The organism is Streptomyces sp. 2114.4, assembly GCF_900187385.1.
Taxonomy (GTDB): domain Bacteria; phylum Actinomycetota; class Actinomycetes; order Streptomycetales; family Streptomycetaceae; genus Streptomyces; species Streptomyces mooreae.
Window position 1 is genome coordinate 5,779,248 of record NZ_FYEY01000001.1, and the last position, 19,398, is coordinate 5,798,645.

The 19,398-nt window shown below is 71.3% G+C and carries 15 protein-coding genes; 10 read left to right on the forward strand and 5 right to left on the reverse strand.

Annotated elements, in window-relative coordinates:
• The first annotated feature begins 122 nt into the window (after window positions 1–122).
• The 6 genes from CFW40_RS25530 (at window position 123) to cimA (ending at window position 7,332) form a co-directional block, all read left to right on the forward strand.
• Window positions 123–1,163 (forward strand): agmatine/peptidylarginine deiminase, encoded by a 1,041-nt coding sequence (locus tag CFW40_RS25530; protein ID WP_088800228.1) that lies wholly within the window; start codon window positions 123–125, stop codon window positions 1,161–1,163.
• A 35-nt stretch (window positions 1,164–1,198) separates the two neighbouring features.
• Entirely contained in the window at window positions 1,199–1,825 is a 627-nt protein-coding gene (locus CFW40_RS25535) for a TetR/AcrR family transcriptional regulator (protein WP_088800229.1), read from the forward strand.
• A 115-nt stretch (window positions 1,826–1,940) separates the two neighbouring features.
• Window positions 1,941–2,276, forward strand: coding sequence for a hypothetical protein (locus tag CFW40_RS25540; RefSeq protein ID WP_088800230.1), 336 nt, complete (start codon window positions 1,941–1,943; stop codon window positions 2,274–2,276).
• Window positions 2,277–2,540: 264 nt separating this feature from the next.
• Window positions 2,541–3,842, forward strand: coding sequence for an MFS transporter (locus CFW40_RS25545; RefSeq protein WP_088800231.1), 1,302 nt, complete (start codon window positions 2,541–2,543; stop codon window positions 3,840–3,842).
• A 91-nt stretch (window positions 3,843–3,933) separates the two neighbouring features.
• Complete coding sequence (locus CFW40_RS25550) at window positions 3,934–5,346, forward strand: S28 family serine protease (RefSeq protein ID WP_088800232.1); 1,413 nt, start codon at window positions 3,934–3,936, stop codon at window positions 5,344–5,346.
• Between the two features lie 282 nt (window positions 5,347–5,628).
• The gene (gene cimA / locus CFW40_RS25555) at window positions 5,629–7,332 is read left to right on the forward strand and encodes a citramalate synthase (RefSeq protein ID WP_256331294.1); all 1,704 of its coding nucleotides are present in this window, start codon (window positions 5,629–5,631) and stop codon (window positions 7,330–7,332) included.
• A gap of 91 nt (window positions 7,333–7,423) precedes the next feature.
• Here cimA and CFW40_RS25560 read toward each other — a convergent pair whose 3' ends face one another.
• A complete protein-coding gene (locus CFW40_RS25560) occupies window positions 7,424–8,065 on the reverse strand; it encodes a YceI family protein (RefSeq protein ID WP_088800233.1) in 642 nt (213 codons plus the stop codon).
• A 256-nt stretch (window positions 8,066–8,321) separates the two neighbouring features.
• On the opposite strand from CFW40_RS25560, the gene CFW40_RS25565 reads away from it, so the two are divergent.
• The 4 genes from CFW40_RS25565 (at window position 8,322) to CFW40_RS25580 (ending at window position 14,393) form a co-directional block, all read left to right on the forward strand.
• Window positions 8,322–10,763, forward strand: a complete 2,442-nt coding sequence (locus CFW40_RS25565) for a polysaccharide lyase 8 family protein (RefSeq protein WP_088800234.1) — start codon at window positions 8,322–8,324, stop codon at window positions 10,761–10,763.
• A 216-nt stretch (window positions 10,764–10,979) separates the two neighbouring features.
• Window positions 10,980–12,563 (forward strand): acyl-CoA carboxylase subunit beta, encoded by a 1,584-nt coding sequence (locus CFW40_RS25570; protein WP_088800235.1) that lies wholly within the window; start codon window positions 10,980–10,982, stop codon window positions 12,561–12,563.
• 55 nt (window positions 12,564–12,618) lie between these two features.
• Window positions 12,619–12,828, forward strand: coding sequence for an acyl-CoA carboxylase epsilon subunit (locus tag CFW40_RS25575; protein ID WP_088800236.1), 210 nt, complete (start codon window positions 12,619–12,621; stop codon window positions 12,826–12,828).
• 908 nt (window positions 12,829–13,736) lie between these two features.
• Window positions 13,737–14,393: a DUF4360 domain-containing protein gene (locus tag CFW40_RS25580; protein ID WP_088800237.1), complete on the forward strand. Its 657-nt coding sequence runs from the start codon at window positions 13,737–13,739 to the stop codon at window positions 14,391–14,393.
• 146 nt (window positions 14,394–14,539) lie between these two features.
• On the opposite strand, the gene CFW40_RS25585 is transcribed toward CFW40_RS25580, so the two are convergent.
• The 4 genes from CFW40_RS25585 to CFW40_RS25600 form a co-directional block, all read right to left on the reverse strand.
• On the reverse strand, window positions 14,540–15,118 hold the full coding sequence (locus tag CFW40_RS25585; RefSeq protein ID WP_073447656.1) for an ATP/GTP-binding protein: 579 nt from the start codon (window positions 15,116–15,118) through the stop codon (window positions 14,540–14,542).
• Window positions 15,099–15,689 carry a DUF742 domain-containing protein gene (locus CFW40_RS25590; protein ID WP_088800238.1) on the reverse strand — a complete coding sequence of 197 codons (591 nt, stop codon included), beginning with the start codon at window positions 15,687–15,689 and terminating at the stop codon, window positions 15,099–15,101. Before CFW40_RS25590 ends, CFW40_RS25585 begins: the two co-directional genes overlap by 20 nt.
• Before the next feature lie 84 nt (window positions 15,690–15,773).
• Window positions 15,774–16,187 (reverse strand): roadblock/LC7 domain-containing protein, encoded by a 414-nt coding sequence (locus tag CFW40_RS25595; protein WP_018087204.1) that lies wholly within the window; start codon window positions 16,185–16,187, stop codon window positions 15,774–15,776.
• Window positions 16,188–16,197: 10 nt separating this feature from the next.
• Window positions 16,198–19,314 carry a nitrate- and nitrite sensing domain-containing protein gene (locus CFW40_RS25600; RefSeq protein WP_176956388.1) on the reverse strand — a complete coding sequence of 1,039 codons (3,117 nt, stop codon included), beginning with the start codon at window positions 19,312–19,314 and terminating at the stop codon, window positions 16,198–16,200.
• Window positions 19,315–19,398 lie beyond the last annotated feature (84 nt).

The window sequence follows — 19,398 nt, forward strand, 5'->3', positions numbered from 1 at the left end:
CCGCCGCGTCCGGCGCGGCGGGCCACCGTGCCTGCCACCCGCCGCGCCTGCCGCCCCACCACCGACACCCGTGACGCCGGCACCGTGCCGCCGGCCGTCACCGCGAACCGTGAGGACCCCGCATGAACACCCCTGCCGCCGACGGCTTCCGCATGCCCCCGGAGTGGGCCCGTCACGAGCGCACCTGGATGGCCTGGCCGGGCCCCAACTTCACCTTCGGCGAGGAGGGCGGCGAGCCCCTGGCCGCCGCCCGCCGCGCCTGGGCCGCGGTCGCCCGCGCCGTGCGCCGCTTCGAGCCGGTCACCGTCGTCGCGGGACCGGGGCAGTCCGAGGGCGCCCGCGCGCTCCTCGGCGACGGCATCGACCTCGTCGAGCGCCCGCTGAACGACGCCTGGATGCGCGACATCGGCCCCACCTTCCTCACCGACGGCACGGGCCGGCTTGCCGCCACCGACTGGGTGTTCAACGGCTGGGGCGCCCAGGACTGGGCCCGCTGGGACCTCGACGAGAAGATCGCCGAGCAGGTCTGCGGGCTGGCCGGCGCCCACCGCTATGCCACGCCGCTGGTCAACGAGGGCGGCGGCATCCACGTCGACGGCGAGGGCACCGTCCTGCTCACCGAGACCGTGCAGCTCGACCCGGGCCGCAACCGCGGCCGCAGCCAGGAGGAGGTCGAGGCCGAGATCCACGCCCACCTCGGCACCACCAAGGCGATCTGGCTGCCACGCGGCCTGGCCGCCGACTACGGCCGGTTCGGCACCCGCGGCCATGTCGACATCGTCGCCGCCTTCGCCCGGCCCGGCGTCGTCCTCGTGCACACCCAGCCCGACCCCGACCACCCCGACCACGCGATCTGCCACGAGATCGCCAAGCTGCTGCGTTCCTCGACCGACGCCAGGGGCCGCCGGCTGGAGGTCGTCGAGGTACCGGCGCCCACCGTCCTGGAGGCGGACGGCGAGCTGGTCGACTACTCCTACATCAACCACTACCTCTGCAACGATGGTGTGGTGCTCTGCGGCTTCGACGACCCGCGCGACGAGGAGGCGGCCGCGATCTTCCGCCGGCTCTTCCCCGGGCGGACGGTGACCCTGGTGGACGCCCGTACGATCTTCGCAGCGGGTGGCGGTATCCATTGCATCACCCAGCAGCAGCCCGGGGTCTGACCCGCAGACCCCGGCCGAGCGACCCGGAGGTCCCCGTGCCCGGTCCCGTGCGCCGCCCCCGGCGCCGGCTCAGCCAGCCCCGCGAGCAGGTCCTCGCCGCGGCGATGACGACCATCGCCGCGGAGGGCCTGGACCGGCTGACCATGGCCGGTCTGGGCCGCGAGGTCGGCATGAGCAGCGGCCACATCCTCTACTACTTCGGTACGAAGGACGAGCTGCTGCTGCAGACCCTGCAATGGAGCGAGGAACAGCTCGGCGCCGAACGCCGGGCCGCCCTCTCCCGCCGGGTCCCCGCCCGCGAACGGCTGGACGCGCTGGTCGGCCTCTACCTCCCCGAGGGCCACCGCGACCCGCGCTGGACGCTGTGGCTGGAGGTGTGGAACCGCTCCCAGAACGCCGACGACGAGACCCGCGAACGCCAGCTCGACCTCGAACTCGCCTGGCACCGCGACCTGGTGGCCCTTCTCGTCGAGGGCATCTCGAAGGGCGAGTTCCGCCCCGTCGACGCCGAACGCTTCGCGACCCGCACCCGCGCGCTCCTCGACGGCTTCGGCTCCCAGCTCGTCGTCGGCCTCCCGGGCACGGACCGGGAGCAAGTCCTCGACCACGTACGCGAGTTCCTGGACGAGGCGCTGACGCAGGGGATGCCGCGCAGCCCTTGAAGTCGTGATCTTCGTCCCCTAGCGTCGCCGGAGGTGCGTGCGTGACCGAACGACCCCCGCACGCGCCCATCCGACGTGCATGCTCCACGTGCATGTCCACACGAGGGGAACAAAAATGATCTCACGGAAGAGGGCTCCGCTCGCGGCCCTGGCCGTCCTCGGCGCCACCGCGCTGCTGGGCCCGGCCGCGCCCGCGGCGAACGCCGCGACCCCCGCCACCGCCAAGGTCTCGGCCATGAAGACCAAGTGCGGAGTGCACACCGGTGGCAGCGCCGGGCTCTACTACCACAACTGCTCGAAGAAGTACTGGCACAAGGTGACGGTGGACCACATCATGGCGCCGGACCTGACGTGGTGCATCAAGCCGGGCAAGGACGAGTTCCTGGGCACCGTCGCTCCGCTCCCCACGAAGGTGCGCGGCGCCAAGTACCTGGGGCACTGCAAGCCCTGACGTCCACAGGGAGAGGGGCGGGCGCGGTCCCGGGGCCGCGCCCGCCCGCCCGTGCCGTGGGCCGTGTACACAACGCACGCAAGTACGCCTGATCGTTGCCCGCCGTGCTCTTGTCAGCCACCGCACCGATCGACGAGCGTAACCGCTGGCCGGTCGACCGGCCCGTGAAGCGAGGAGGCTGGCGTGGCACAACGCCCGGGTGAGACGGATGCAAGCGGTGTCAGGGCCAACTGGCGGAAAATCTGGGTGGGTTCAGCCGGGAACATGGTCGAGTGGTTCGACTGGTTCGTCTACTCCAGCTTCGCGGTGTACTTCGCGGGCTCCTTTTTCCCCAAAGGCAATGTCACCGCACAACTGTTCAACACCATGGCCATCTTCGCCGTCGGCTTCATCATGCGCCCCATCGGCGGCTGGCTGCTGGGCCGGATCGGTGACCGGCGTGGACGGAAAGCCGCGCTGACGCTCACCGTCACCCTGATGTCCGCGTCCGCGATTCTCATCGCCGTCGCGCCGACCTACGCGGTCGCCGGCTACGGCGGGGTGGCTGTCCTGCTGATCGCCCGGCTCCTTCAGGGCCTGTCCGTCGGCGGCGAGTACGCGGCGAGCGCCACCTATCTCACCGAGGCCTCCGCCGAGGGCAAGCGCGGCTTCGCCTCCAGCTTCCAGTACGTGTCCATGACCGCGGGCCAGCTGATCGGGCTGGCGCTGCAGATCTTCCTGCAGAACACCCTCTCGGACGAGGCACTGCACGGCTGGGGCTGGCGCATCCCGTTCGTCATCGGCGCACTGGGCGCGGCCGTCGTCTTCTACCTGCGACGGAACATGCTGGAGACCGAGGTCTTCCACGAGGCGGGCCGGACGGTCGGCGGCGACGCGGGCCCCGACGCGGCCGGGCGCGGCACCCTCAAGGCGCTGTGGCAGCACAAGCGCGAGGCGTTCCTGGTCATCGCCCTGACCATGGGCGGCACCGTCGCCTACTACACGTACACGACCTACCTGACCAAGTACCTGTCGGGGACCGCGGGGCTGCCCAAACAGACCGCGACCCTGGTCAGCTTCTGTGCGCTGTTCGTGTTCATGTGCCTCCAGCCGCTCGCCGGGGCGCTCTCGGACCGGATCGGCCGGCGCCCGCTGCTGATCACCTTCGCGGTCGGCGGCACCTTCCTGACCGTGCCGATCATGTCACTGCTCAAGTACGCAGGGAGTTTCTGGCCGGCCCTCGGCCTTGCCCTGCTCGCCCTGGTGATCGTCACCGGCTACACCTCGATCAACGCCTGTGTGAAGGCCGAGCTCTTCCCCACCGGCATCCGGTCACTCGGTGTCGCTCTCCCGTACGCCATCGCCAACGCCCTCTTCGGCGGCACCGCCGAGCCGCTGGCGCTGCGGCTGAAGCAGTCCGGCATCGAGTCGGCTTTTCCCTGGTATGTGGCCGGTTGTGCGGCCGTCTCGCTGGTCGTCTACCTGACCATGCGCGAGACCCGCGACATCGACCTGAACCGGGTCGGCACGCGGGACGAGGGCACGGGAGCCGGCCGGGCGCGAATGGGGGAGCCCGTCGCCGACTGAGGTCCGCCCTGACCGGAACCGGCCCTTGCCGCCCGCGGCAGGGCCGGTTCCGGGATAGGCACGCGGGGTGCCCGCTGGTTGGCTGAACGGCATGAAGATCACGAGACAGTTATGCCTGCCGCTGCTGCTGACCGGCCTGCTGGCTTCGGCCGTCGCGGCCCCGTCCACGGCGACGGCCCGGACCGGCGGGGCCCACCCGGCCACGGCGCCGCCGGGCACGGTGCGCCCGGCCGCGCCCCGCCCGGCCGCCGACGACATCCGGGCCCGGATCGCGGCCGTACCCGGGATGCGGGTGGTCAAGGAGAACCCCGCCCCGGCCGGCTACCGCTCCTTCGCGCTGGTCTACCGCCAGCCCGTCGACCACCGGCACCCCGGCAGGGGCAGCTTCGAGCAGCGGCTGTCGCTGCTCCACCGGTCCACCGCCCGGCCGATGGTGCTCTACACCGGCGGCTACGACCTCAATACCGAGGACCCCGCATTCCGTTCCGAGCCGACCAGGATCGTGGACGGCAACCAGATCAGCGTCGAGCAGCGGTACTTCGGCACGTCCCGCCCCCGCATCACCGACTGGTCGAAACTCGACATCTGGCAGGCGGCGAGCGATCACCACCGGCTGATCCGGGCCCTCAAGACGGTCTACCGCGCCGCCTGGATCTCCACCGGCGGCAGCAAGGGCGGGATGGCCACCGTCTACCACCGGCGCTTCTACCCGCACGATGTGGCCGGCTCCGTCGCGTACTCGGCGCCCAACAACACCGACGACCGGGACGACACCGCCGAGGACCGCTTCCTCCAGCGGGTCGGCTCGCCCGCCTGCCGGAGTGCGCTGACCGCGGTGCAGCGCGCGATGCTCGGGACCCGGCGCACGGAGATGGCGGGCCGCCTCGCACGCTGGGCCGCGGACCAGGGCTACACGTTCCACACCATCGGCAGCGCCGACCGCGCCCTGGAACTCACCGTGCTGGAGTTGCCCATGCTCTTCTGGATGCAGAAGGAAGAGGCGGACGACTGCGGCGCGATTCCCCTGCCCTCCGCCGCCGGCGACGCGCTGTTCACCTGGTTCGCCGAGAAGGCCATGCTCCCGGCCTTCAGCGACCACTACCTGGCCGCCATGACCGCTTCCTACTACCAGTTGGGCACCCAGCTCGGCCAGGTGTCGATGGCCGCGCCCCAACTCGCCGGGCTGCTGCGCTACCCCGGCATCCAGGAGATGCGCACCTATGTGCCGCGCGGCATCCCGCTGCGTTTCCAGCCGGATGCCATGCCCGACATCGACCGCTGGGTGCGGCACCACGGCAGCGAGCTGCTGTTCGTGTACGGCGAGATGGATCCCGCCCGGGCCGAGCCGTTCCGTACGGGCCGGGGCAGCCGGGACGCGAGCGTCTATCTGGCCCCGCACACCAGCCACGTCGTGAGCATCGGGAAGCTGGCCCCCCGGGACCGTGCACGGGCCACCGCCGCGCTCCGGCGCTGGGCAGGGGTGGACAGTCCGACCGAATGGTGAGACTGCCCGCGTGTCCGGTCCGGGCCTGTGGCACACTGCGGACCGTGCTCTCGTTCGCCATGATTATTGGCAGCAGGCGCGCCGGTCCGCAGTGACCGCCCCGTACGAACCGAGTACGGCGCGGCCATCGTCGTCCCAGACCCGCGCGCAGACCTCTCGCACCCGCGAGAGGTTTTTTCGTTTCCGGACCACACCGCACCGGAGGCGGAGCGCGAGGGACCATGGAGGGACGGTGGAACCGGTTATTCCGGTAGACCGAGACCCGACAGGAGCCAGACCAGCATGACGGACGCACCCTCTCACCCGTCTCCCGCCACCACCCCGGCCGGAGCCGCTGCGCGGCGCATCTCCCCGAACCCGTCTCCCGCCCCCCTCCCCGCCGACGCGGTGCCGGACGACTTCCATGTCTTCGACACCACGCTCCGCGACGGTGCGCAGCGCGAGGGCATCAACCTCACCGTCGCGGACAAGCTGACCATCGCCCGGCACCTCGACGACTTCGGCGTGGGCTTCATCGAGGGCGGCTGGCCCGGCGCCAACCCGCGGGACACCGAGTTCTTCGAGCGGGCCCGTGCGGAGATCGACTTCCGGCACGCGCAGCTGGTCGCATTCGGCGCCACCCGTAAGGCGGGCGTCCGTGTCGAGGACGATCCGCAGGTCGCCGGGCTCCTGGCGTCCCAGGCGCCGGTCGTCACGCTGGTCGCCAAGTCCCATGTCGGGCATGTGGAGCTGGCGCTGCGGACCACGCCGCAGGAGAACCTGGCGATGATCCGGGACACCGTCGCCTACCTGCGCGAGCAGGGCCGCCGGGTCTTCCTCGACTGTGAGCACTTCTTCGACGGCTATGCGCTGGACCCGGTCTACGCCAAGGAGGTCGTGCGCACCGCGAGCGAGGCCGGCGCCGATGTCGTGGTGCTCTGCGACACCAACGGCGGCATGCTTCCGGCGCAGGTCACCGCCGTTGTACGGACCGTCTTCGCGGACACCGGCGCGCGCCTGGGGATCCATGCCCAGGACGACACCGGCTGCGCGGTCGCCAACACCCTGGCCGCGGTGGACGCGGGCGCCACCCACGTCCAGTGCACCGCCAACGGGTACGGCGAGCGGGTCGGCAACTCCAACCTCTTCCCGGTCGTTGCCGCCCTGGAGCTCAAGTACGGGCGCCCGGTGCTGCCCGAGGGCAAGCTCGCCGAGACCACCCGGATCTCGCACGCCATCGCCGAGGTCGTCAACCTCACGCCCTCCACCCACCAGCCCTATGTCGGCGTCTCCGCCTTCGCCCACAAGGCCGGACTGCACGCCTCCGCGATCAAGGTCGACCCGGACCTCTACCAGCACATCGACCCGGCGCTGGTCGGCAACACCATGCGGATGCTGGTCTCCGACATGGCCGGGCGGGCGTCCATCGAGCTCAAGGGCAAGGAGCTCGGCGTCGATCTCGGCGACGACCGCGAGCTGGTCGGCCGGGTCGTCGAGCGGGTCAAGGAGCGGGAGCTGGCGGGCTACACCTACGAGGCCGCGGATGCCTCCTTCGAGCTGCTGCTGCGCGAGGAGCTGCAGCGGGCGGCAGGGGGCCGGCCGCGCAGCTACTTCACGGTCGAGTCCTGGCGCGCGATCGTCGAGGACCGCCCGGACGGTACGCACGCCAACGAGGCGACCGTGAAGCTGTGGGCCAAGGGCGAGCGGATCGTCACCACCGCCGAGGGCAACGGCCCGGTCAACGCGCTGGACCGGGCGCTGAAGGTGGGCCTGGAGCGGATCTATCCGCAGCTGGCCCATATGGAGCTGGTGGACTACAAGGTCCGCATCCTGGAGGGCGCCCTGGGCACCGGCTCGATCACCCGGGTGCTGGTCTCCACCAGCGACGGCCGGGGCGAGTGGTCCACGGTCGGCGTCGCGGAGAACGTCATCGCCGCGTCCTGGCAGGCGCTGGACGACGCCTACGCCTACGGACTGCTGCGGGCCGGGGTCGAGCCGCAGGAGTGAGCGCCGCGGCAGCGGTACGACCGCGGCCCCGTACGGCCCTCGGGGGAGAGGGTCCGTGCGGGGCCGCGGTCGTGTGGCGCGCCATGCCGGGTCAGGCCTGCCCGGCGGCCTTGACGGCGGAGATGTCGAAGAGGAGCTTGACCTTGTCGCTGACCATCACGCCGCCGGTCTCCAACGCGGCGTTCCAGGTCAGGCCCCAGTCGGAGCGCAGGATCTCGGCGCTGCCCTCGAAGCCGACCCGCTCGGCGCCGTAGACGTCGGTGGCCGCGCCGTGGAACTCCAGGTCGATGGTGAGCGGCTTGGTGACGTCGCGGAGGGTGAGATCGCCGGTGATGCGGAAGCGGTCACCGGACACCTGCTCGGCGGCGGTGCTGCGGAAGGTCATCAGCGGGAAGGTCTCGGCGTCGAAGAAGTCGGCGCTGCGCAGATGGCCGTCGCGGTCCGCGATCCCGGTGTCGATGCTCGCGATCTTGACGTCGAGGGACGCGGTGGAGCGGGACGGGTCGGCGCCGTCGAGGTGGAGCGTGCCCTCGTAGTCACCGAACGCGCCGCGGACGTTGGTGACCATGGCGTGCCGGACGGTGAAGCCGATGCTGCTGTGCGCCGGGTCGATGGTGTACTCGCCGGTCAGCGCCGCGAGCGCGGGGTCGGCGTCGAGGACGGCAGCACTGGTGGCGGCGGGGGCGGTGGTGTCGCCGGTGTCGGCGGTGCGCTTGCGGTGGAACAGAGCCATGGCTCCTCCTCGAAGACGGCGCACCGGGTGTGGTGCGCAGATTTGTTTAAGCTTCAACGAGATGCACCGTAGCGGCATCTGGTTCAACATTCAACCTTTCTGGCTGGGCGGGTTCCGCGGGACGGATTCCGCCGGGCGGGTGGCGGACGGCGCTCCGGCGCGGTCATTGCCGCTCACCGACGGCTCGTGCTAGACCATCGGGAACTCCCAAGTGCGCAGCGCCACCCTCCAGTTGCCGCCATGGAGAGGACCGACCGTGCCGCCCTTCCCCGCCACGTCCGTCTGGTCACGCCGAGGATTCCTCGCCACCGCCACGGCCACCGCCGCGGCGAGCGCCCTCGGCCTCACCGCCCGCCCCGCCGGCGCCGCCCCGGGGCCGGCCACCGCCCCCGGGGACGAGTTCGCCACCCTGCGGGCCCGCTGGTGCGAGCTCACCCTCGGCAGCGGCTTCGACCCCGCCGCTCCGCCGTACGCCGCCGCCCTCCAGGAGACCGGCGCCCTCGCCGGCGCCTTCCGGGCGAGCATGCGGCCGGCCGCCACCTCCCTCTGGCCGGACTGCCGCTACGACCCGCCGTCCGGCATCACCCGGAGCTACAGCCGGCTCGCCACCATGGCCCAGGCCTACGCCCAGCCCGGCACCGGCCGCACCGGCGACCCCGGCCTCGCCTCTGCCCTGCTCACGGGCCTCGACCACCTCGAAGCCACCGTCTACAACACCGCCACCACCCGCTACGGCAACTGGTGGGAGTGGCAGATCGGCAGTCCCAGACTCCTCCTCGACACCCTCGCGATCCTCGGCCGGCACCTGCCCGACGGCGGCCTCGACGACGCACTGCGCGACCGCTGCCTGGCCGCCGTCGACCACTTCGTCCCGGACGCCCTGCTCGGCGACTACACCGGGACCAGCACCGGCGCCAACCGCGTCGACCTGTGCCGGGTGGTCGCCCTGCGCGGCATCCTCGGCCGCGCCCCCGACCGGATCGCCCTGGCCCGCGACGCCCTCTCGCCGGTCTTCCCCTACGTCACCCGGGGCGACGGCCTCTACGCCGACGGCTCCTTCGTCCAGCACACCTGGGTCGCCTACTCCGGCACCTACGGCTATGTCCTGCTGGACGGCCTGGGCCGGCTGTTCACCCTGCTCGACGGCTCGTCCTGGCAGGTCACCGACCCGGCGCGGCAGATCGTCTTCGACAGCGTCGAGCGGGCCTGGGCCCCGCTGCTGTACAACGGCCTGATGATGGACAGCGTCAACGGGCGCGCCATCAGCCGCGGCTACCTCCGCGGCGACGAACGGCACATCCTGCGCAGCGACCACTACCACGGCCATGCGCTGATCGCCGCCATCGCGCTGCTCGCCCAGGCCGCGAGCGGCGCCGAGCGGGACCGCTGGCACGCCATGGTCAAGGGCTGGATCGCCCGGGACAGCGCGCTGCCGGTCCGCACCGACCGGCAGTACCCGGTCGCCGACCTGGCCCGGCTCGCGAAGATCGCCGACGGCCCCGCGGCAGCCGCCCCCGAACCCGTCGGCCACCGCCTCTTCCCGGCCATGGACCGTGCCGTGCACCGCCGCCCCGGGTGGGCCGCCGGCCTGGCCATGGCCTCCGACCGCATCGCGTACTACGAGAACGGCAACGGCGAGAACCCGCACGGCTGGCACACCGGCGCCGGCATGCTCTATTGGTGGGGCGCCGACTCCGGGGGCGACCAGTACACGGACGCCTTCTGGCCCACCGTCGACCCCTACCGGCTCCCCGGCACGACCGTGTCCACCAAGCGGCTGGCCGACAACGAGGGCGGCGGCTGGGGCGAGCCCAAGCCCGCGGCGCGCTGGGTCGGCGGCACCACCGACGGGGAGTTCGCCGCGATCGGCCAGGACCTGCGCGGTCTGGCCTCCACCCTCACCGCCAGGAAATCCTGGTTCGCGCTCGCGGACTGCCTGGTCTGCCTGGGCGCCGGCATCACCTCCCGCGACGGGGTGCCGGCCGAGACGATCGTCGACAACCGCTGCCTGGGCGAGCGGGGCACCGCCGTGCTCACCGTCGACGGCGTACGCCGGCCCGGCACGCTCGGCGTGACCACCTCCTTCCGCCGCGCCCACTGGGCCCACCTCGCGGGGCACGGCGGCTACGTCTTCCCCGGCGGCGCGCCCCTCAAAGCGCTGCGCGAGGCCCGCACCGGCTCCTGGCACGACATCAACACCACCTCGTCCACCGAGCCGTTCACCCGCCGCTACCTCACCCTCTGGCATGACCACGGCACCGACCCGGCCGACGCCCGCTACGCCTACCTCCTCATGCCGGGCGCCACCGCCCGCACCCTCGCCGCCCGCGCCGCCGACCGGTCCTGGCTCACCGTGCTCGCCAACGACGCCGGCCGCCAGGCGGTCGCCGTCGACCCGCTCGGCGTAACCGCCGCCAACTTCTGGCGGGCCGGCCGCGCGGGGCCGCTCACCAGCAACGGCCCGGCGAGCGTGCTGGTGCGCGAGCGGCACGGACGGCGGCGGCCGACCGCGCTGCTGTGCCTGGCCGCCCCGGAGCGCACCGGCGACACCCTGGAAATCACCTGGTCACGGCCGGTGCGCACGGTGCTCGCCCACGACCCGGCGATCGAGGTGCTGGCCACCGGGCGCGCCCTGCGGCTGCGCCTGACCCCCGGTGCGAGCTGCGCCACCCACACCTGCACGGTGCGGCTCGCCTGACCGGCACCGGGCCCCGCCGGTCAACCGGTCACCACAACATCGCTACCCTCCGGTTTGTGGGCCCCATACAGACGCGGGGAGGCGTCGCCACCCGAACGGAGGCCGGGACGCGGGGCGCGTACAGCACGGTTCTGTACTGCCTGCCCACCAAATCGCATGCGACGTTGTACGAAACCGACATCGGTGCGGGACGCCTCGCACACGTACCGTCGAGGCATGACCACTGTCGAAGATCTGCCCGCCGGCGCCAACGACGCCCGCGGGCGCGTCGCCGAGCTGCACGCCATCCGCGAGCAGGTCCGGCGAGGACCCAGCGAGCGGGCGACCGAAGCACAGCGTGCCAAGGGCAAGCTGACGGCGCGCGAGCGGATCGAGCTGCTGCTGGACGAGGGTTCGTTCAACGAGGTCGAGCCGCTGCGGCGGCACCGGGCGACGGGCTTCGGCCTGGAGGCCAAGAAGCCCTACACCGACGGCGTGATCACCGGCTGGGGCACCGTGCACGGCCGGACCGTGTTCACCTACGCGCACGACTTCCGGATCTTCGGCGGCGCGCTGGGCGAGGCCCACGCCACCAAGATCCACAAGATCATGGACATGGCCATCCAGGCCGGTGCGCCGCTGGTGTCGCTCAACGACGGCGCCGGTGCCCGTATCCAGGAGGGCGTCTCCGCGCTGGCCGGCTACGGCGGCATCTTCCAGCGCAACACCAAGGCCTCCGGTGTCATCCCGCAGATCTCGGTCATGCTCGGTCCCTGCGCCGGCGGCGCGGCCTACAGCCCCGCCCTGACCGACTTCGTCTTCATGGTCCGCGAGACCTCGCAGATGTTCATCACCGGCCCCGACGTGGTGCGCGCGGTGACCGGCGAGGAGATCACCCAGAACGGCCTCGGCGGCGCCGACGTGCACGCCGAGACCTCCGGCGTGTGCCACTTCGCCTACGACGACGAGGCCACCTGCCTGGAGGAGGTCCGCTACCTCCTCTCGCTGCTGCCGGCCAACAACCGGGAGAACCCGCCGTCGGTGCCCTGCGAGGACCCCGCCGACCGCTCCGGTGACGCACTGCTGGACCTGGTCCCGGCCGACGGCAACCGCCCCTACGACATGCGCAAGGTCATCGAGGAGATCGTCGACGACGGCGAGTTCCTGGAGGTCCACGAGCGCTGGGCGACCAACATCATCTGCGCGCTGTCCCGGCTCGACGGCCGTGTGGTGGGCATCATCGCCAACCAGCCGCAGTCACTGGCCGGTGTCCTGGACATCGAGGCGTCCGAGAAGTCGGCCCGCTTCGTCCAGATGTGTGACGCCTTCAACATCCCCATCGTCACCCTGCTGGACGTCCCCGGCTTCCTGCCCGGCGTCGACCAGGAGCACGGCGGCATCATCCGGCACGGCGCCAAGCTGCTCTACGCCTACTGCAACGCCACCGTCCCCCGGATCTCCCTCGTGCTGCGCAAGGCCTACGGCGGCGCCTACATCGTCATGGACTCGCAGTCCATCGGCGCCGACCTGACCTACGCCTGGCCCACCAACGAGATCGCGGTGATGGGCGCCGAGGGCGCGGCCAACGTCATCTTCCGCAAGCAGATCGCCGAGGCGGACGACTCCGAGGCCATGCGGGTGCGCATGGTCAAGGAGTACAAGTCCGAGCTGATGCACCCGTATTACGCGGCCGAGCGCGGCCTGGTCGACGACGTCATCGACCCGGCCGAAACCCGCCACACGCTCATCCGGGCCCTGGAGATGCTGCGCACCAAGCATGCGGACCTGCCGGCCCGTAAGCACGGCAACCCGCCCCAGTAGCCACACCCGCACCCGCTTTCGGCACCACGCCCACCGCGACGACGGAGACCACACCGTGAACACTGCCCACCGCACCGACTCCATCCGCGTGGAGAAGGGCCAGGCCAGCGAGGAAGAACTCGCCGCCCTGACCGCTGTCCTCCTGGCCCGCGCCGCCCACCGGCCGGCCGCCGCCGCCCCGTCCCGCCCGCACGCCACCGCCGCGCGCTGGCGGCGTCTGGAGCGGCAGGGTGGCTTCCATGGGGCGACTAGCTGGCAGCGATAGCTTCGCTGATTTTGCCGACGAGGGGCCCCGCGTGGTGCGGGGTCCCTCGTTTGTCTGCGGGGGCGTTGTGGCTGGGCGCGCAGTTCCCCGCGCCCCTTTGGGGCGCCGTCGTTGTGCCGGCCGTTGTTCGGTGCGGCTGTGTGGGGCTCGCCCTCGGGCGGCTTGTGTGGTTGCCGCGGGGGCCGGAGGGGACGCACCGCAGCCCTCCCCCAGCCTTCGGCCGGGAGGTGCCCCCACGGCGCGGGCGCATCTGCTACGTGGCACAGAATTGCCCGGCGTTCGCTCCGGTCCTGCGGGCGGGCTCCGGTACATCCCCTCCGACCTACGCCCATTCCCGACTGCGGCCCGGTGGCACCGTTCCTCACCGATCCACGCGTCGGTTCCGGCAAGCCTCGCCCGGAGTGAGCTCGGCCGCGGATGACGACTGCTGGGCCGCTGAAACTGGTGCGCCGGCCAGCGCCCTGCCAAGGGACCAGCATCTGGGGCCGTAACGGTGATCGGTATGGCGGGACGGTCGCCGACGCGCGGAGGTCGGAGGGGATGCCCGGTGCCCCGCCCGCAGGACTGGAGCGAACGCCGGGCCGGTCTATGCCACGTACCAGATGCGCCCGCGCCGAGGACGGGGTACCGGGCGTCCCCTCCGGCCCACCACCCACAACGACTGGGCGAACCGGCGCCAGCCAGGGGCATACCGCCCAACACCCCACCATCCGCACCGATATGAGGCCTCATCACTTTCCGGACGCAGTATTCCGGTTTGGCAGGTGGTGTCCGGATCAAGGCGTAGGTTCCCCCCAACCATGCGGAGCAGAGCTGTTCAAGCCGCTCTGCCCGTGCTGGCATGCGCTCGTCAACCCACTCCTGGCGTTCCCGCACCGCGGGCTCTAGGACGACCGGAAGGAAAGCCCATGCTCAGCACGCTGAGTGCTGGTGCCGCCGTGGCATCGTTGCTCCTCGCCGGATCGGCATCCCCCACCACCGCCAACCGGTTCGGCGACGACCCGCCGAGCGGGAAGATCACCATTACCGTCGCCACGGTCAACGGCTCGGGCTGCAGACCCGGCAGCGCCGCCGTGGCCATCGCCCCCGACAACACGGCCTTCACCGTCACGTACAGCGAGTACCTCGCCCAGGCGGGCGCCGGCAGCAAGCCGACCGACTCCCGCAAGAACTGCCAGATCGCGCTGAACGTGCACGTCCCGCAGGGCTTCACCTACGCGGTCGCCCGGGCCGACTACCGGGGCTACGCGTCCCTGGCCCCAGGTGCCAGAGGACTGGAGCAGGCGGGCTACTACTTCCAGGGCCAGCAGCAGACGGCCCGTAAGAGCCACACCTTCGTCGGCCCCTACGACTCCAACTGGCAGACCTCGGACGAGACCGACGTCGACGCCCTGGTGTACGCCCCCTGCGGCGAGGAGCGCTACTTCAACATCAACACCGAGATGAGGGTGGACGCCAAGTCGGCGGACCCCAAGGCCACCAGCTACATGGCCATGGACTCCACCGACGGCAGCATCAACACGGTGTACCACTTCGCATGGAAGGAGTGCCCCGCGCGCAAGTGAGCCCCGCCGCCGGCCTCAGGGCCCGTACGGCGCCGCGTACGGGCCCTGAGGCCGGGTACGACGAAGGCCCCCGCACCAAGAGGTGTGGGGGCCTTTCGTCGTACGGCGCGTGCGGGCACGCGTCCCGTGGACCGCTTGGCGCGGCCTTAGCGCAGGCGGGCCATCAGCGCGTGCTCCACGAGCGTGATGAGCGCGCTCTTGGCCTCGCTGCGGTGCCGGGCGTCGGTGGTGATGATCGGCGCGTCCGGGCCGATCTGCAGCGCCTCACGCACCTCGTCCGGCGTGTACGGCTGGTGGCCGTCGAAGCCGTTGAGGGCGATGACGAACGGCAGTCCGCTGTTCTCGAAGTAGTCGACCGCGGGGAAGCAGTCGGCGAGGCGCCGGGTGTCGACCAGCACCACGGCGCCGATGGCGCCACGGACCAGGTCGTCCCACATGAACCAGAAACGGTCCTGGCCCGGCGTACCGAAGAGGTACAGGATCAGGTCCTGGTCCAGGGTGATCCGGCCGAAGTCCATCGCCACGGTCGTGGTCGTCTTGTCCGGCGCGTGCGTGAGGTCGTCGATCCCCGCCGAAGCGGAAGTCATCACGGCTTCGGTACGCAGCGGATTGATCTCTGAGACGGCCCCGACGAACGTGGTCTTGCCCACGCCGAAGCCGCCCGCCACCACGATTTTCGCGGAGGTGGTGGAGCGGGCTGCACCGCTAGAGCTTGCGAAGTCCACTGAGCACCCTTTCGAGCAGTGTCACATCTGGCTGTCCGCCGGCGGTCTCGTCCCCGCCGGGCTGATGGATGGCGACGAGTCCGGCCTCCGCCAGGTCGGCGACGAGGATCCGGGCGACGCCGAGGGGGATGGAGAGAAGCGCGGAGATCTCGGCTACTGACTTGATCTCGCGGCAGAGGTGGCAGATGCGCTGGTGCTCCGGCAGCTGGCCCTGCATCTTCGCGGGGTCGGCGGTCGTGCTGACCAGCGCCTCGATGGCGAGCTGGTAGCGCGGCCTGGTCCGGCCTCCGGTCATGGCGTACGGGCGCACGAGCGGGTTGTTCGAGCCCGTGGGGGAGGGCTCGGGCGCGCGCCGCTGCGGCTGCACCGGCTGGATGCGCGGTGCCTGCGGCTGGTCGTACACCGAGGGCTCGTACGGCTGGGAGTCGTACGGCCGGGGCTGCTGCTGCGGGGGCCGCTGCGGCCGGCGGCTCGGCGCAGACGGGAAGTTGAAGCGGTTGTTATGGGTTTCGCCCACAGGCCCGGACTGCTGTCCGGAACCATACGGGTATCCGCTCGGGGGCGTTGCCACGTCTCCTCCTCCAACTTGCCTGTCTGACGCCGGTCGCGCCACCGAACCATAAGGCGCGGTGGCGGGAAACGCACTGCCTGTCCTTTAGTTGAGAAGGCTGCCCTGCAGTTCGGCACGCAGATCCGGCGTCAGTACCGTGCCCGCGCGGTCGACCAGCAGAGCCATCTCGTAGCCGACCAGACCGATGTCGCACTCGGGGTGTGCGAGCACGGCCAGCGACGATCCGTCCGAGACGGACATGATGAAGAGGAAGCCGCGTTCCATCTCCACCACGGTCTGGTTGACGCTCCCGCCCTCGAAGATGCGGGACGCGCCGGAGGTCAGCGAGGTGAGGCCGGAGGCCACCGCCGCCAACTGATCGGCTCTGTCACGAGGGAAACCCTCGGACATGGCAAGGAGCAGCCCGTCCGCGGAGACCACGACCGTGTGGGACACCCCGGGGGTGTTGTCCACGAAGTTGGTGATCAACCAGTTCAGATTCTGCGCCGCCTGGCTCATCGGGCTCACACTAACGCTCCTGATCGTAGGTGCTGCCGGGGCCGAAGCCCTGTTGGTCATTCTGGGGGACCCCGGAGGGGTCCGTGCCGACGTTGCGTCCCTGCTGGACACCGCGGCGCAGGTTACTCAGCCTGCCACGGACGTCCTCCGGGGCGCGGGAGACCTGGGGGCCGCCCTGCGGCGTCTGCTCCGCGGCACCTTCGACCAGGTTGGCCTTGGGCACCCGCCGGGGGAGGCCGGAGGAGGTGACTCCGCCCGCCTTCGGCTCGCGCAGCTGCTCCGCCCGCTCCCAGCGCTGGTCGTTGGAGCTGCGCCAGTCGGAGCCATCCTGGCCGGTCTCCGGCGCGCTCCGCTGCTGCTGCACCTGCGGTGCCTGCTGGTCGCGGCCTCCGCGGCGCGGAAGGCCGGCGTCCGTCAGCGACGGGGCGTCGCTCGGTGTGGGGCCCGGACGCTCGAATGGTACGCGCTCGGGGGCGTCAGCGGGAGCGGCAGTGGTATTCCGGTCGGATTCCGCTTCGGCCCCGAAGTAGCCCTCGAAGGCAGGGCGTTCGGGCCAGTCGTCCGACGGTCCCGCTTCGCGGGAGACAAAGGGCTGCTGGCCCGTGGTCTCGGCGAAGCTCCCCTCGCCGAACGCCTGGTGGCCCTGGGACCGGTCGTCGTAGAGCGGTTGATCGGCTTCCGCATATGCCTGGGACGGGTAGTCCTGGTAGGCACCGGGGGACTCCTGGTAGCCACCGGCGGACGGCGCCTCGTCACGGAAGAGCGGACGCTCGCCGCCCTCGTACTCGGCGGCCTGCTCACCGCCCGTCTGGGCCTCCAGGGCTGCCCGGCGCTCCTCGCGGAGCAGCGAGCGGCCCATCATGTCCAGATCCGCGCCGTCCGTACGGCCGTAGCGGCTGTCGTCGAAGCCCAGCTCGGCGGCGGTGCGCTGATGGGGCTCGTACGACGCCTGCTGGTGCTCCGGAACGATCCGGGAGACCGTGAAGTCGGCATCGTAGTCGGCGGCCTGCTCGTCGCCGCCACCACCGTGGGTGATCGCCTCGGGCAGCATGACCAGGGACGTGGTGCCCGCCTGCTCGCCGGAGGGGCGCAGCTGCACCCGGATCCCGTGCCGGTCGGCCAGCCGGCCGACCACGAACAGGCCCATGCGCTGGGAGATCGCGGCATCCACGCTCGGCGGGTTGGCCAGCTTGTGGTTGATGTCCGCGAAGTCCTCGGGGGTGAGCCCGATGCCCTTGTCGTGGATCTCGATCATCACCCGGCCGTCGGGCAGCCGGGTCGCGGCGACCCGCACCTTGGTCTGCGGCGAGGAGAACGTGGTGGCGTTCTCCAGCAGCTCGGACAGCAGGTGCACGAGGTCGGTCACGGCGGTGCCGTGGATCTCGCTCTCGGGGACGCCGGTGAGTTCTATTCGCTCGTAGGACTCGACCTCGGAGGTCGCCGCCCGCAGGACGTCGACCAGCGGCACCGGCTGGTTCCAGCGCCGGCCGGGCTCCTCGCCCGCGAGGATGAGGAGGTTTTCGCCGTTGCGCCGCATACGCGTGGCGAGGTGGTCGAGCCGGAAGAGGTTCTCCAGCTGGTCCGGGTCCGCCTCGTTGTTCTCCAGGTCGGTGATCAGCTCCAGCTGGCGCTCGATCAGACCCTGGTTGCGGCTGGAAAGGTTGGTGAAGATCGCGTTGACGTTGCCCCGCAGCAGGGCCTGCTCGGCGGCGAGCCGGACGGCCTCGCGGTGCACCTGGTCGAAGGCGCGGGCGACCTCGCCGATCTCGTCGGTGGTGGCGATCGGGATCGGCTGCACCCGGGTGTCGACCCGGCCCGGGTCGGTCCGCGAGAGCTGGTCGACCAGCATCGGCAGCCGCTGCTCGGCGATGCCGAAGGCGGCGGTCCGCAGCTGGCGCATGTTCCGGCTCATCCGGCGGGCCATCAGACCGGCCACCACGAAGGCGATGATCAGCGCGGCCAGCACGATGCCGGAGTCGACGAAGGTGGACCGCCGGGCGTCCTCGGAGATCTGGGCCGCCTCGTTCACGGCCTTGTTCGCCAGGTCCTTCTCGATGGACCGGTACATGTCGAACTTGCCGGTCGCAGCCGCGAAGTAGCTGTCCGAGGTGACGCCGCGCGCGCCCAGCGTCTCGGGCGCCGCGCCGGTGCCGATCAGGGTGCCCATCTGGTCGATCGACGGCGGGGTGCGGAACGGGCGGCCGGCGGCCTGCGCCTGCGCCTTCGCCCGTGCGATCTTCTGCTGCGCGGCCTGCTTGAGCGCGCCGGCGTCCTTGGTCAGCCGCTCGACGTCCTCGGGCGTGCCGCCGGAGGTGTACTCGCCGATGGCGATGCCCTCCAGGTAGCGGTACGACGCGAAGGCGGTCAGCTGCAGCTTGTGCTCCTTGCCGCCCTGCGGGGTCGCCGGGTCCACCAGGAGGTGGGTGCCGATGGAGCGCTCAAGGGACTCGGCGGCCTTGGCCAGCGCGATGGCGTAGACCGTACGGCCGTAGGAGGTGATGTTGCCGGTGCCCAGGCCGAGTTCGTTGGCGAACTCCATCAGCGGGTGCTGGACCTCGACATAGCCCTCTTCGGTCTGCACACCGTGCAGCCGGGAGGTGTAGGCGGCCTGACGCAGCTTCTGGAGCTTGGGCTCGACCTTCTCGAACGCGGCGAGACGGCGCTTGAGGCCCGGCTTGTCCGGAATGGTCTTGGCGGCCTGGTGGAACGCGTCGGCGGCGGCGTCGGTGGTGTCCCGCGCCTGCTGGACGACGGGGTCGTCCTTCTTGCCCTTCAGCAGCGGCGCCGCGGTGCGGTCACGCTCGTCGATCAGGGCGGTGCTGTAGGAGAGCGCGGCGCGCACCAGCTTCGCGGTGTTCTCCGCGTCCTGCGCCTCCTGCCAGGTGCCGAACGAGCTGTCCACGCGCAGACCGCCGAAGACCAGGGCGAGCAGTACGGGGATCAGCAGAATGGCGTTCAGGCGGGTCGCCACGCGCCAGTTGCGCGGGGAGTACTTACCGCCACTGACCGGAGGCTTCGCGGCCGGATTTTCGGGCGCGTCGGAAGCCGGTAGGCCACCTCTGGGTGGCGGGGTGAAGTTGCCCCGCCGCGGTTCCTGCGGCTCGGGGCTCGCCTTGCTTCGCCTCACTCGACCAACAACCTCTCGGCGCCGGCACTGATTTGCTGTGCCGTTTCTTCTGGGCGTTCCTACTCCGGAGTTTCAGCGAATTTC

Bases quoted from the DNA above. Each gene is read 5' to 3' on its own strand.
- CFW40_RS25530 (WP_088800228.1), top strand. From the start codon at position 123: ATGAACACCCCTGCCGCCGACGGCTTCCGCATGCCCCCGGAGTGGGCC.
- CFW40_RS25540 (WP_088800230.1), top strand. From the start codon at position 1,941: ATGATCTCACGGAAGAGGGCTCCGCTCGCGGCCCTGGCCGTCCTCGGC.
- CFW40_RS25545 (WP_088800231.1), top strand. From the start codon at position 2,541: ATGGTCGAGTGGTTCGACTGGTTCGTCTACTCCAGCTTCGCGGTGTAC.
- CFW40_RS25550 (WP_088800232.1), top strand. From the start codon at position 3,934: ATGAAGATCACGAGACAGTTATGCCTGCCGCTGCTGCTGACCGGCCTG.
- cimA (WP_256331294.1), top strand. From the start codon at position 5,629: ATGACGGACGCACCCTCTCACCCGTCTCCCGCCACCACCCCGGCCGGA.
- CFW40_RS25560 (WP_088800233.1), bottom strand. From the start codon at position 8,065: ATGGCTCTGTTCCACCGCAAGCGCACCGCCGACACCGGCGACACCACC.
- CFW40_RS25570 (WP_088800235.1), top strand. From the start codon at position 10,980: ATGACCACTGTCGAAGATCTGCCCGCCGGCGCCAACGACGCCCGCGGG.
- CFW40_RS25580 (WP_088800237.1), top strand. From the start codon at position 13,737: ATGCTCAGCACGCTGAGTGCTGGTGCCGCCGTGGCATCGTTGCTCCTC.
- CFW40_RS25595 (WP_018087204.1), bottom strand. From the start codon at position 16,187: ATGAGCCAGGCGGCGCAGAATCTGAACTGGTTGATCACCAACTTCGTG.